Origin of the sequence: Geobacillus sp. FSL W8-1251 (genome assembly GCF_038005945.1) — a bacterium.
GTDB lineage: Bacteria > Bacillota > Bacilli > Bacillales > Anoxybacillaceae > Geobacillus > Geobacillus stearothermophilus.
In genome coordinates, this window is sequence record NZ_JBBOUF010000001.1 from 2,909,357 (window position 1) to 2,921,831 (window position 12,475).

At 46.9% G+C, this 12,475-nt stretch carries 11 protein-coding genes; 9 read left to right on the forward strand and 2 right to left on the reverse strand.

The genetic code is table 11. The annotated features are described in order from the left end of the window. Nucleotides 1-31: 31 nt before the first annotated feature. On the reverse strand, nucleotides 32-490 hold the full coding sequence (locus tag NSS88_RS15430; protein ID WP_233434096.1) for a CBO0543 family protein: 459 nt from the start codon (nucleotides 488-490) through the stop codon (nucleotides 32-34). A gap of 198 nt (nucleotides 491-688) precedes the next feature. Between NSS88_RS15430 and NSS88_RS15435 the strand changes: the two genes are divergently transcribed. The 7 genes from NSS88_RS15435 to NSS88_RS15465 all read left to right on the forward strand — a co-directional run bounded on the left by NSS88_RS15435 (nucleotide 689) and on the right by NSS88_RS15465 (nucleotide 8,802). Further along, entirely contained in the window at nucleotides 689-1,015 is a 327-nt protein-coding gene (locus NSS88_RS15435; RefSeq protein WP_033015496.1) for a nucleoside triphosphate pyrophosphohydrolase, read from the forward strand. Beyond that, nucleotides 1,008-3,464: a DEAD/DEAH box helicase family protein gene (locus NSS88_RS15440; RefSeq protein ID WP_061580955.1), complete on the forward strand. Its 2,457-nt coding sequence runs from the start codon at nucleotides 1,008-1,010 to the stop codon at nucleotides 3,462-3,464. The genes NSS88_RS15435 and NSS88_RS15440 overlap by 8 nt, the downstream gene beginning before the upstream one ends. Before the next feature lie 317 nt (nucleotides 3,465-3,781). Further along, on the forward strand, nucleotides 3,782-4,507 hold the full coding sequence (gene cas6, locus NSS88_RS15445; RefSeq protein WP_061580954.1) for a CRISPR-associated endoribonuclease Cas6: 726 nt from the start codon (nucleotides 3,782-3,784) through the stop codon (nucleotides 4,505-4,507). After that, nucleotides 4,504-6,300, forward strand: coding sequence for a hypothetical protein (locus tag NSS88_RS15450; protein WP_061580953.1), 1,797 nt, complete (start codon nucleotides 4,504-4,506; stop codon nucleotides 6,298-6,300). Before cas6 ends, NSS88_RS15450 begins: the two co-directional genes overlap by 4 nt. Beyond that, nucleotides 6,297-7,184 carry a type I-B CRISPR-associated protein Cas7/Cst2/DevR gene (gene cas7i / locus NSS88_RS15455; RefSeq protein ID WP_061580952.1) on the forward strand — a complete coding sequence of 296 codons (888 nt, stop codon included), beginning with the start codon at nucleotides 6,297-6,299 and terminating at the stop codon, nucleotides 7,182-7,184. Before NSS88_RS15450 ends, cas7i begins: the two co-directional genes overlap by 4 nt. Before the next feature lie 2 nt (nucleotides 7,185-7,186). Beyond that, nucleotides 7,187-7,888: a type I-B CRISPR-associated protein Cas5b gene (gene cas5b / locus NSS88_RS15460; RefSeq protein ID WP_061580951.1), complete on the forward strand. Its 702-nt coding sequence runs from the start codon at nucleotides 7,187-7,189 to the stop codon at nucleotides 7,886-7,888. Between the two features lie 23 nt (nucleotides 7,889-7,911). Next, nucleotides 7,912-8,802 (forward strand): CRISPR-associated endonuclease Cas3'', encoded by an 891-nt coding sequence (locus NSS88_RS15465; RefSeq protein WP_341085218.1) that lies wholly within the window; start codon nucleotides 7,912-7,914, stop codon nucleotides 8,800-8,802. A 259-nt stretch (nucleotides 8,803-9,061) separates the two neighbouring features. Here the strand turns inward: NSS88_RS15465 and NSS88_RS15470 are convergent, their stop codons facing one another. Then, a complete protein-coding gene (locus tag NSS88_RS15470; RefSeq protein WP_289667381.1) occupies nucleotides 9,062-10,498 on the reverse strand; it encodes a DDE-type integrase/transposase/recombinase in 1,437 nt (478 codons plus the stop codon). Between the two features lie 133 nt (nucleotides 10,499-10,631). Here NSS88_RS15470 and cas3 point away from each other — a divergent pair, with 133 nt between their 5' ends. Both cas3 and cas4 read left to right on the forward strand, forming a co-directional pair. Continuing rightward, nucleotides 10,632-11,942, forward strand: coding sequence for a CRISPR-associated helicase Cas3' (gene cas3 / locus NSS88_RS15475; protein WP_341085220.1), 1,311 nt, complete (start codon nucleotides 10,632-10,634; stop codon nucleotides 11,940-11,942). 14 nt (nucleotides 11,943-11,956) lie between these two features. Continuing rightward, a complete protein-coding gene (cas4, locus tag NSS88_RS15480; protein WP_013144993.1) occupies nucleotides 11,957-12,454 on the forward strand; it encodes a CRISPR-associated protein Cas4 in 498 nt (165 codons plus the stop codon). Nucleotides 12,455-12,475 lie beyond the last annotated feature (21 nt).

Genomic DNA, 12,475 nt, shown 5'->3' on the forward strand with positions numbered 1-12,475 from the left:
GCGCCAAACGAGCAAAAATAGACATGCTGGCTCACTCATTTCGTCTCAGCATTCGCCCTGCGAGCAACCGAACGGCCAACGTCAACAGAAACATTGTAACGAGTGAGTATTCCCACTTCCAACCATGATATTCGATCAAATCCGTATACCGTTCAAAGACAACCTCAAGGGCCGTCAGCACCGCCGCATACCCCGCGCATTGCGCCGCCACACCCGGCCAGCGCGCCCGGCGCGAGGTGGCATAGACGTACACACTGACAACCGGATAGAGAAGATATTCAAAAATGACGCTGTTATTTGTATAAGAAGCAAAAAAACGGACCGGATACTCGAGCAGCCCGGCCCCCGCCACGATCGAACCGAAAAAACTCGCCGCATATGAATTGAGCAAAAACGAAAGCCATACTTCCCTTGGTGAAAAAACGCGGAAGCTGAGCCCCAGCAAACCGATGCCCACCGCAGCAAGAAGCCAAAGGATCGAGTGTTCCATCATAGCCCCCAAGCGCGAATGATGTCGATTTTTCTTAGTATGGAATGAAAGAGGGGGGAGTATGTGAAATTTTTGGTGTTTTCATTTTGCAACAGGCAATAGGCCTTAGAAACGACGGTCTTCTGTGTGTTCTTTCCTATGAAAAAAAGGCGAAATTTTGTAAAATGGTAGTATAGTTTTGTAAATGGAGGAATGGACATGCCGATATACAACAAACTCGTTCGCGACTGCATTCCAACCATTATTGAACAAGCGGGAAAAACGTTCACAACCCGCATACTTGACGATGAAGAGTATAGGAAAGAACTGCAGAAAAAAGCGTTTGAGGAGCTTGAGGAATACGTCCAAGCGGAAACGGATGAGGCGGCTCTTGAAGAGCTCGCAGACGTGTTGGAAATTATCCATGCTTTGGCTGAATGCCATGGCGCTTCGATCGAGCAAGTGGAACAAATCCGCGCCAAAAAGGCAGAGAAGCGCGGCGGCTTTCGGGAGAAAATTTTCTTGATTGAGGTTCACGATGAGTAAGGTGAAATTGATTTCCAACCGTCTCCTTGACAAGCTGCAGGAACAGATGAGCCGCTCGTCGACGATATACATACTGACATCGTTTGCCATGAAGTCCGGCGTTCACCTGTTGAAGGGCAGTTTGCGGGCAGCTGCAGAGCGGGGGGCGGATATCAAAATTTGCGTTGGTGATTACTTGTTTGTCACTCAGCCAGAGGCGCTGCGCGAGCTCATATCCATCCACCCGGACATCGAGGTCCGCTTGTATCGGAGCGAGGGAATTTCCTTTCATCCAAAAGCGTACCTATTTGAAGATGCAGAAGGCGGCTACTTCATTGTCGGTTCTTCCAACTTGTCCCGTTCGGCGCTCACTGACGGTGTCGAATGGAACCTTGGGCTGGATAAGAGCGTTGATGAGGATGTATTTGCCGAAGCAATGGAGCAGTTTTTAAAGCTGTTTTACGCTCCGGAAACGGTGCTGGTCAATCGAGAAACGATTGCTGACTATGAAAACGAGTATCAAGATTACCATCAGCGGCATCCCAATTTAGCCCGTATATGGGCGGAGACTGAGGAAATCGAGTTGATGCTTCCGACGGAAACGGAGAAGAAGCAAGAGGAGGAGACGGCGGACAAGATCGATGTTGTCCATGAAACGGCGGTGCCATATGGAACGATCCAGCCGCGCTTTGCCCAAGTTGAGGCGTTGGAGCGGTTGGAAGCTGCCTATGAAGAAGGGTACGACAAAGCGATGGTTGTCATGGCGACCGGGCTGGGAAAAACATACTTGGCCGCTTTTTTTGCCCGCCGTTTTTCGCGGGTGCTGTTTATCGCCCATCGCGAAGAAATTCTTCGCCAGGCGAAGCAGTCGTTTGAACGCGTGATTCCTGATCGAACAGCAGGACTGTACGATGGCAATCAAAAAGAAGGAAATGCCGACATGGTGTTTGCCTCGATCTTTACGTTGAGCATGAAAAAACATTTGCATTCGTTTCGTCCCGACGCATTTGACTTGATCATTGTCGACGAGTTCCACCATGCGGCGGCCCGCTCGTACGACCGCGTTCTTCGATATTTTCAGACGAAATTTCTGCTGGGCATCACGGCTACTCCAGATCGGAGCGACAACAAAGACGTATACGCCCTTTGCGACGGAAATGTCGCGTATCGCATCGATTTTATCGAAGCGGTGCAGCGCGGTTGGTTGGCTCCCTTCCATTATTACGGGGTCTACGACGACACAGACTATTCGCAAATCAAGTGGCTTGGCAATCGCTATGATGAGGAAGAGCTGCTTCAAGTGCAGCTTCGCGAGGAGATGGCGGAGAAGATTTTGCGAGCGTGGGAGAAGTATAAGAAAACAAGGACGCTTGTCTTTTGTTCATCGATCAGGCAAGCCGATTTCCTGTCCCAATATTTCCAGCGTCACGGCTACCGGACGGTCAGCCTTCATTCGAAGCAGACGGCTATTTCGCGCAAGCAGGCTATTGCCATGTTGGAACGCCGTGAACTGGACGCCATTTTCACCGTCGACTTGTTCAATGAAGGGGTTGATATTCCTTCTGTCGATACACTTTTGTTTGTGCGGCCGACAGAATCGTTAACCGTCTTCACCCAACAAGTCGGGCGCGGGCTGCGGCTGTACGAAGGCAAGGACTATTGCGTGATTATTGATTTAATCGGAAACTATCGGAATGCGGATGTCAAATTGCGCCTGTTTGATACACAGCGGGGCGAAACGAAGAAAAAGGCACGGGAACCTGTTATGCCAACGGTTCCGGAAACGTGCGAACTGCATCTCGATGTTCAAGCCATCCATCTTCTCGAAGAGATGCAGAAAAAACGCCAACCGCGCAAAGAACGGCTGCTTGCCGATTATCGGCAGTTGAAACAGGAGCTTGGCAGACGGCCGACGTATTTGGAACTGCATCTCCATGGCCGAAGTGAAGCAGCGGAATACAAACAAGAGTTCGGATCTTATGTCGGCTTTTTATATTGGGCAGGGGAGTTGTCGGAGCTGGAAAAGGAAGTGTTCCGAAAATACGAACCATGGCTTGTTGAAGTGGAGCGCACGGTGATGTCGAAAAGCTACAAAATGGTGGTCCTAAAAGCTATGCTGGAGCGCGGGTCATCGGGCTGGCATGAGCCAATTACCCCGCAACAAGCGGCGGCGTTCTTTCACCGGTACTTAACGGAAAAAGAATATCGGAAGCGCATTGATTTTTCCGATGGGGAAACGAAACGCCTTTGGCAGTACGACGAGGAAAAGGTGAGCAAACTGATCGCCCGCATGCCAATGACGAAATGGAGCGGCAGTTCAAGGGGGCTGATTTCCTTTGAAAACAACGTGTTTGCTCTCCAGTTTTCCATTGCGCGCGAACACGAAGAAATATTGTACAACTGGACAAAAGAGATTTGCGAGTATCGGTTGCACGTGTATTTTGAGAAAAAGGAAGGCTTGATGAACTAAGAGGTTGGTGATTTAGTACAAAATACTCCCATCTCCACATGTTTCTCAATTAGAGAAAAACTGTGGAATCAGCCTTCTTTTTGGCGAAATACCGTTGATTTGCTCGTGACAGCAGTTTGTCACCGGCATTCTAGAAGTGCTGCAATTCCTTAATCCAAAAATTCTGGGGCGGTTAGAAATACTTTGATCGATCGTTTCACATCAAATAAATTTAGAAGTCGGAAGAGAAGAAACAAATTTATTTTTTTCAAAAAGACAAATTCCGACAACATTTTTAGTCGAAATACGGTAATATGTAAGCCAAAAGGAGGTGCGTCATGAGGCTTACTTGTTCTTTTAAAGCGGAAAGAATGCCTGTTTCATACCGCATGATGTTGGTGTCAGTGATAAAAGAAGCATTACGAGTGTCGGATGAGCAATATTATGAGCGTTTGTATGACAGTGTTTCCATGAAACCATTTTCGTTTTCTACATACTTAAAAAACTTCCGGTTTGCCGATCAAGAGGTTTATTTAGAGGGGATAACGATAACCGTTAGTTCGCCTGATCATGAGTTTCTCTTGCACTTATACAACGGTTTGCAACAAAAGCAAGTATTTTTATACAAGCACTATCAGCTTGTGAAAGAAAAAATCCGCATGCTGCCGGAGAAAACGATCACAGATTCTACCGTGGTGTTTCGCACTCTTTCTCCGATGTTGGTTGAAGATAAAAACCAGAAGCCGGTCAGTCCAGATGCTCCTGATTATGAGGAGCACGTGAATTATTTAGCAGATCTGATTTTGCGGCAGTATCGGGGAAATGGGCTATTGTCGCCCTTGATTGTGCGACCGTTGCGATGGCGCAAGGTGGTCGTGAAGGAGACGAATCATGAATTCGAGGCAACGCATGGGGGTGGCGACGTTTTATATTTTACAGCCTACCAAACTCTCTTTTCGCTAACTGGTCATCCAACCGATTTGCAGCTGCTGTATCAGCTCGGGTTGTCGAAACGGCGCAATCAAGGATTTGGCTTGCTTGAGGTAGAGGAGGTGCGGGGATGAGGATTGAACTCCGCATGGGCGAGTGGATGGTGACAATGGGGCTTGTCGGGCTGTACCGTGTTTTCGAATACGGGCTGGAAAATCGTTTGATTGATCAGCAGTACAAAAACAGCATCCGAATCGTTCCACAGGGGCTTGAGTTGGAGACAGGCGTACTTCCACTATTACCGCGAGCATATTTTCATTATTTGCTCGACGAATACAGTACGGCAAAGCGAACTAGAGAGAGATTGCTTTCCTACCTTGGACAGGCAAAAAAGGAAAATTTGTTTTCAACGGCTCTGGCCAATATAAAAAAGACGATTACGGATACGGGGAAGAAAATTCAACAGTATTTCCCCGATGAACCGATCAGTCCCTTGCTTGAAGCGCTTAAGTCAATAAAAAAACCAGAACAAATCGAGCAATTGGAGCAATGTATTGCGGAATTCCAACAACTACTTTCCAAAGAAGCCATTAATGAAAAGCTGACATTAAATTATTTTAAAGCGGCTGTTCTCAAATCTTTTTTTGGACAAGTATCGTTCTTGAATGTTTCGAAAAATCATTTGGATTTAGAAGGGCATATCGAACAATTTCAAGCCGATTATATTGTTCCGGTGCAACGTGATCTTCAATTGGAACAAATCTTGCGCTCTGCTTCGGCAGAGAAAGACGTTCTTCGTTTTTTGGATGAGCATGTTGAATATGAGCCGTTTAAAGCGTTGAAGAGAGCGTGGAAAAAGAAGCCTTTGCCACAAATGCAAGAAGAACTGAAATTGGTGTATGAATGTATGCTTTTCCCTGGCCGCATTGCTTTTTATAATTTCGAAGAAATGATTTTTTCCCCGATTGGGATAACAAGTAAGGCTTTTAATTTCAATTGGGACTTGCAGGACAAGCAACCGAAACCGATTTCATCTTTGGCGAAACTTGTGTTGTTTTTTGCGCCTGCTGGTGCGGCCATTTACTTGAAGAAAGAAGGACTTCAAGACCAAACCGAGTATCGCATGTACGCAGGCTTTGTCCAATCCGATGCGCCATTCCCGGAGATTTTACAGAAAAACAACCATCTGAAGCAGATGAAGCAGCAAAAAGATCCGTTTGACCGCATCGTCAGCAAGCTCGTCCAAAGTGTAACGAAAGAAGCAAGCTATGTGGTTGACCATCTATTTTTCTTAGAATTTTCTTCTGACTATGACAGCAAAAAAACGCATTTGCACTATTACCATCTTCCATTGTATTTAGCCCGTTATTTTGTTGAATATCCTGGAAAGTTGGATTACGTCCATTATGACTATCGAGAACAGTTCATCCAAGACGTACTGCGCGGAGCGGATCCTGCTCGAGTCATTTATCAATATTTGCGTGATTGTATTGAAAATGGACGTTCCCACATCGGCCCTTACATCGCTATTCGCGAACGCAGCCGAATTATGCAGCTGAAAAGGGGAGGAAAAGAGATGGAAAAAACAGACAAAAGGGTATATGCCCTATATCGGTGCGGCCAAGAGATTCGAAAGGCATTGGAACAGGCTGGAAGTCCAAAAACGGCCGACCGTTATTCTGCCAGCCCGAGTAAAAAAATTAGCGCCATTGCCTATCGGTTGTTAAACGCAGCGAAAGCGGGGGATCGGAAAAGCTTCTTGGATACGTTGTTCCGGCTTCATATGTCAGCGGATCAGCCCATTTCTCCGCTTTTCTTAAATGCGCTGCATGAGCGGGATTTGGATTTTCCTGCTGTAGCCAACGCCTTTATTGCTGGGTTGCTGTCTCAAGAAGGACAAGGAGAACAAGAGGAGGTTGTATCATGACGAAAACGGTCACGATGACGATTGTCTTTCAAGCGGGATCGCTAAACTATGGAGAGGGCATTGCGAATATTTCCGAATTGAAAAAGTTTCATCGCGGAAATGGAGAGGCGTACACATACGCATCGCGGCAAAGTTTGCGCTACGATATCGTGCGTTTAGGAAATGAACTGTTTGGCTGGAACTTAAATACCGTTGATAAAGCGAGCGGGGTTGTTCAGTTCAAAAAAGATGTCACCATCGAAGATTCCGTTGAAATGGATTTATTCGGGTACTTAAAAACGGATAAAAGCTCGCAAAAACGCGCTGCTGTCGTGCGTTTAAGCCATGCTGTTTCCCTTGAACCGTATAAAAGCGATTTGGAATTTTTGAATAACATGGGGCTAGCCAGCCGAATTGGGACTGATCCGAATTTGGCTCAGATCGAGCAGCACCAAAGCTTCTATTGTTACACTATCACGATAGACTTGCATCGCATTGGCGTCGATGGGGAGGTCGAGCTGTCCAATCAGGAAAAAGCGAAACGCGTCCAGCAATTGCTTGATATTGTGAAATTGCTGAATCGGAATATTCGCGGCCGTCGTGAAAACTTGTCCCCGCTATTTGTCATCGGCGGAGTATACGATGTAGCGAATCCGTTTTTCCTCGGGAAAATTCGCCTGTCCTCTTCGCCGCGAGGGTGGGAAATTGATCTTGCCCCGATTGAGGACACCATGGCGCAAACATTCGCTGGCAAGGCAGTTGCTGACGAGACGCGCATCGGTTTAGTAAGCGGCATATTTGCGAATGAAGATGAATTTGCACAACGATTTGCAGAGAAGACTGGATCAGTGGAGCAGTTTTTCCGCCATATTGCTGAACAAGTTCAAACATACTATGGTGAATGATAATGAAGGCGTTGCGTTTAAAACTATTTCAAGAGACAGCGTGCTATAAAAAGCCGTTCGCTTCAAAGGTGGCGGAAACATATCCGCTTCCGCCTTATTCTACGGTTAAAGGAATGATTCACGCGTTGCTTCGCGCGGATCGTTTCATCCCCATGCGCCTAAGCGTCCAAGGGGAGTATGAGGCGAAACTGCTCGACTATCAGCGGCATTACTTTTTTAAAAAACGAAATGTCGCTGCTTTTCCGCTGATCCTTGACGGGATTCAAGATGAGTTGTTTTCGTACGATGCCAAAGAAATCACGACAATGCCCATTTATACACATTTGTTGTACCGAGTTGATTTGCTGATTCACGTTGAGGCAGAAAAAGAAGTTCTTGAACGGATAATTCATGCCATCGAAACTGGCGAAAACCATTATAGTTTAGGCAGATGGGAAGATTTGGTCCGAATTGATGAATATAAAATCGTTCAGGTAGATGAATTGGATGAAGAGAAAGATTTGCGCTATTACGCCTACATTCCCCATCATTTGCTCGATATAGACATAAAGCATATCCCATATGAACTCCCTTGGAAATACGAAGTCGTGAACGGAGTGAGAAAATGGGAGAAAATCAATGTGGGATACGTGCGGAAGGGGACGACAGCTCCAGAGGGAGTGTGCGTTGATGAAGATGGGGAACTTGTATTTTTCCATTTGTAGAAATAGGAGGAAATCAAACGGTCATGTTTTATGCAAAGTCCGAAACGAAAGAGACGATCCGTGAACATACGGATCGTCTTCTTGATAATTGGCGATTACTAAAGGACAGTTATGGAGACCGATTGATTCGCGTCAATGAACGAATGTGGGAATTGCTTCGATTAGCGATCGAGTACCATGACATCGGGAAAGCGAACACGGTGTTTCAAAACAAAATCCGCCGCGCCATTCAAGAAGAACTGTTGGAAACTGATTGCGACGCCAATGTACCGCATAACTATCTGTCTGTCGGTCTTGTTCCATTTGAGCAATTGAATTTGACGAAAGAAGAAATTCGGCTGTTAACTCATGCCATCGGCTACCATCATGAGCGGGATAAACGGCCTGATAAAGAAGCGATCCGTGATATTTTAGAAAACGATTTACAAAAGCAAAGAGAGGCTATTGCCCATCATATGCGACTGCCCTTGGCTGAAAAGGTATCGTTTCGATTTGTGGATCGGTTGCTAAAACGGTATACCATTCATGACGGGGAGTCATTTTGGGATTATGTATTGTTAAAGGGCCTCTTGCAACGAATTGACCATGCGGCCTCAGCGCACCTTCCCGTCGAATCGGACGTTCATCAAGATGTTGGCGTCTATGTGCGACGGTATATGGAGAATAAGTCGTTTCATCTCAACGATTTACAGCGTTTTACAGCAGGTCACACCCATAAAAATGTGATTGTGATAGCACAAACAGGCATGGGAAAAACGGAATCTGCCTTATTGTGGATCGATCGGGATAAGGCATTCTTCACCTTGCCCCTTCGCGTCAGCATCAACGCTATTTATGAACGAGTTCGTCATCAAATGGGATACGATGCCGCAGGTCTTTTGCATTCTACAAGCGCTTTCTATTTGGTGGGGTAGCGTCAAAAGTTCTATGAAAACTCCACACAGATCATACCATTGAGCATCGTGGGGCATGCGGAGGGCCGGATTCGCCCTTGACCAACACCCGCCAAAGGTGGGAAAGAGTCGTCAAGGGCGACGGGGACAAAAAGAAGGCAATAGGAAAGCCGCCCTTGCCATGACCGAATTTTACCTTTGGCGGTGTTCGGTTGGTCAAGGGTTCGCTTCGCCGAATCCGGCAGGAGTTCTGTTCAACGGGCTCCGGCGGACAAAAAAGTCAGGCCGCCTCTTGTTGGAGAAACGCTTGTGCCATGGCGATGAGCTTCGTCCACCGGGCCGGCATATGCGGAAGATCCGCCAGTTCCGGGATGACGACCGGGACCCGGCCTTCGAGTGCGCTATGCGGGCGCAGGAAGTTGAAATACGCCACAAACAGCGTCACAAAGGACACCGAGCCTTCTTCCGCACCAAACCCATGGGTCGGGCGGTAGTTGCCTTTAAAGGTCCGGTTGAATCGCTCGATGATCTGTTTGAGAGGGCGAAACTCTTCCGAGACCGGATCTTCGTTGGTTAGGCCGATCACCTGGCGGACGTCAAACGAAATCCCGTGCTGGGCGAAGAAGTGTTGCGCCAGCCGGTAAATCGGGTTGCCATCCACGACAAACGACAAGTCGTCTGGGAGGGACGGCAGCTTTCGCAGGACATCATCGATGGCCTGGATGGCCGAGAGCGTGTCCCGCTTGGGCGAGACGCGATACGACAGCACGATCTTTTTGACGGCATCAAACATAAAGAACAGGTAATGCCAGCGCCCTTTGACGCGAATATACGTCTCGTCCCCGCAAAACGAACCGGACAGCTCATACGGGAACCGGTCGACAAAGGGCTTGATCCAAAGCGCGACGCTGTTGGCGTAGTTGAGCACCGTCTGATGGGAGATCGAGACGCCATGGATGTCCTTCATGGCGGCGGCGGTCTCCCTCGAGGACATCCCAAAGTTGACGTAGTACGTCAACACGAGCCCCAACACGTGCGGCGACGCAGCCAGCCGGGACAAATCGACCTTCGGTTGGATGGGCGACGAGGAAGCCAACGGGAGAAAGTCAAACAAGAACTCTCGAAACAAATACCGCACCTTGAAGGCTTGAGGATCCTGTTGAAACTGTTGGCGCTCCTTCTTGGTCATCCGGCGAAGGTTGGCCTGGTAAAACGGGCAATCGTTGTTCTTGCACTTATAGATGTGGTATTCTTTGCGTTCCTTGATCTTTTCCAGCGTCTTTTTGCAGTGCGGGCAGCGAAAGACCGCTTGCTTGGTGAACCGATTTCGGTGGTTGAACCGGCACTGGCACACTTTGCATTGGTATTGCCCGTTTCCGCCGTTATTGGCGTACAGGTAAGAAGAGGGAGCCTGGCAGCGAGGGCAGGTCAACGAATCCGGAACACGGTGTTTCGCATTCGCGCGGCGCTGGATGGGCCGTAAAGGACGTCCGTGCTGGGCTTCATAGTCTGCCAACAGCTTCCGGTAATCAAGGGTTTCCGGCACATCGATGATCGGAAGGTCATCGACCTGAAGTTTCCGGTACGGCTTTTGGATGGGTTCGTCCAAGTCCTCGAGATTCAAGGATTTTCCCACGATCACACCCATCAAATACACAATGATTTGATATTGGGTCTTGATTATTTCGAGCAAATAGGCTAATAATTGAGGTAACAAAGCTTGTCACTCCTTTGTTTTGGCTGTTGGGTGTCGTTACCTCAATGATGGCCGAAAACAACGGGGGTGGCAAGCTTTTTTTCGTTCAACCGTTGAAACTCAAGGGAAAACCGTGAGTGTGGAGGATACACTTTTGACAATACCTTTGGTGGAACGGGGGGAAGAAAACTGGGAGGCGATTAAGCAACAGTCGCAACAGTTGTCCATGAAGCTGCTTTTCACAACCGTTGACCAAATTTTAAAGTTTCCTTTTTATTATCGAGGATTTGAAAAAGAATTGGCAAGCATGGCAAACGCCAAAGTGGTGATCGATGAAATCCAAGCGTATGATCCAAAAATTGCTGCGATGTTGATTAAGTCATTAGAAATGATTAAAAAAGTAGGCGGTCGATTCATGATTATGACAGCCACATTGCCAACTTTATATTTGGATGAACTCAAGCGCCGAAGTATTATCGATGAAGAAGACACCGTTTTCGGCGAATTTATTGACAGCCAAAATCACCGTCACCGTATTCAGCTCCATGATGAAGAAATAACAGAAGGAATAGAGGACTTTGTCAAAATGGCGCGTTCATCCCAAGTGTTAGTCATTGTGAATACGGTTCGTCGGGCGATGGAATTGTACGAACGATTATCCGAAATGGGCAGCGATGTACCTGTTCATTTGCTGCACTCACAATTTACGCAAGAAGATCGTCAATGGCTCGAGCGGCAAATTCAAGAGTTCAATGAGGCAAAGACAAATGGGGTGTGGATTACGACCCAGCTTGTCGAGGCAAGCATTGATATTGATTTCGACTATTTATTCACAGAAATGTCTCCACTGGATAGTCTGTTTCAACGTCTTGGGCGTTGTTATCGAAGAAGAGTGATTGAAGGGGAACAATGCAACATCCATATTTTTACACAAAACGTTTCTGGGGTTCCATCTGTATATGATGGGCATCTCGTGTGTGAAAGCACGGAGTTGTTGAGGCCTTTTGACAGACAAATTCTCGATGAAAGAACAAAAATTGAGCTGGTTGGCAAGTTGTATGAACGTGAGAGATTGAAAGGAACTTCGTTTTTGCAGGAGTTCGAAGATGCGTTAGCTATGTTTGACCATTTAGATCCGTATGAAATGAGCAAGAAAGAGGCGCAGCGGAAACTGCGTGACATTCAGACCGTTCCCATCATTCCACGGCGAATTTACGACGAAATCGCCGATGTCATCGATGAATGCCGTCGTTGCCGAAACTGGCAAGAGCGGATTCGTTTGCGCATGGAGATCGAAAAGAAGACGATCAGCGTCCACCGTTTTCTTGCGGAGAAATGTGTCTCAGAACGATTGCCCAAACCGTTTGACCACATATACATTGCCGATGTTGAGTACGATTTTGATCGCGAAGTGGGGAGAGGGAGAGGGATTCAGTTTGATACACCACTGTCAGCATTTTACTAAGGAGAGAGCAGTGAATGGCTAGCGGTGTTCAAATCCATTATTACAAAGTGTGCAAGCGGAAATTATGGTTGTTTTCCAAAGGAATTGGAATGGAAGAAGAGCACGAACGAGTGATCGAAGGAAAAATTCTGCACGAACGGGCGTATCCACGCTTGAATGAGAGAGAGATTCTCATTGATGACACGTTTAAGCTGGATGCATTAGAGGAAGAGTACGTTCGCGAAATCAAAATTTCCAGTAAAATGGCTGAAGCGGACCGTTTTCAAATGTTGTACTATCTTTACGAACTGAAAAAACGAGGCATTCATAAAAAAGGATTGATCAGCTATACGAAGGAAAGAAAGACGGAGGAAGTGATATTAACAGAAGAAGACGAGCGAAAGGTGGAAAAGGCTTTAAAAGACATCTATCAAATTTTGCAACTTCCCTCTCCCCCACCTCTTAAAAAACTATCATATTGCTCGAAGTGTGCATATTACGAATTTTGTTATGCACTGGAAGGTGACGAATGATGTTGAAAGATCATTATATCT

Coding starts and splice junctions, on each gene's coding strand:
- NSS88_RS15440 (WP_061580955.1), top strand. CDS start 1,008: ATGAGTAAGGTGAAATTGATTTCCAACCGTCTCCTTGACAAGCTGCAG.
- cas5b (WP_061580951.1), top strand. CDS start 7,187: ATGAAGGCGTTGCGTTTAAAACTATTTCAAGAGACAGCGTGCTATAAA.
- cas7i (WP_061580952.1), top strand. CDS start 6,297: ATGACGAAAACGGTCACGATGACGATTGTCTTTCAAGCGGGATCGCTA.
- cas6 (WP_061580954.1), top strand. CDS start 3,782: ATGAGGCTTACTTGTTCTTTTAAAGCGGAAAGAATGCCTGTTTCATAC.
- NSS88_RS15430 (WP_233434096.1), bottom strand. CDS start 490: ATGGAACACTCGATCCTTTGGCTTCTTGCTGCGGTGGGCATCGGTTTG.
- cas4 (WP_013144993.1), top strand. CDS start 11,957: ATGGCTAGCGGTGTTCAAATCCATTATTACAAAGTGTGCAAGCGGAAA.
- NSS88_RS15450 (WP_061580953.1), top strand. CDS start 4,504: ATGAGGATTGAACTCCGCATGGGCGAGTGGATGGTGACAATGGGGCTT.
- NSS88_RS15465 (WP_341085218.1), top strand. CDS start 7,912: ATGTTTTATGCAAAGTCCGAAACGAAAGAGACGATCCGTGAACATACG.
- NSS88_RS15435 (WP_033015496.1), top strand. CDS start 689: ATGCCGATATACAACAAACTCGTTCGCGACTGCATTCCAACCATTATT.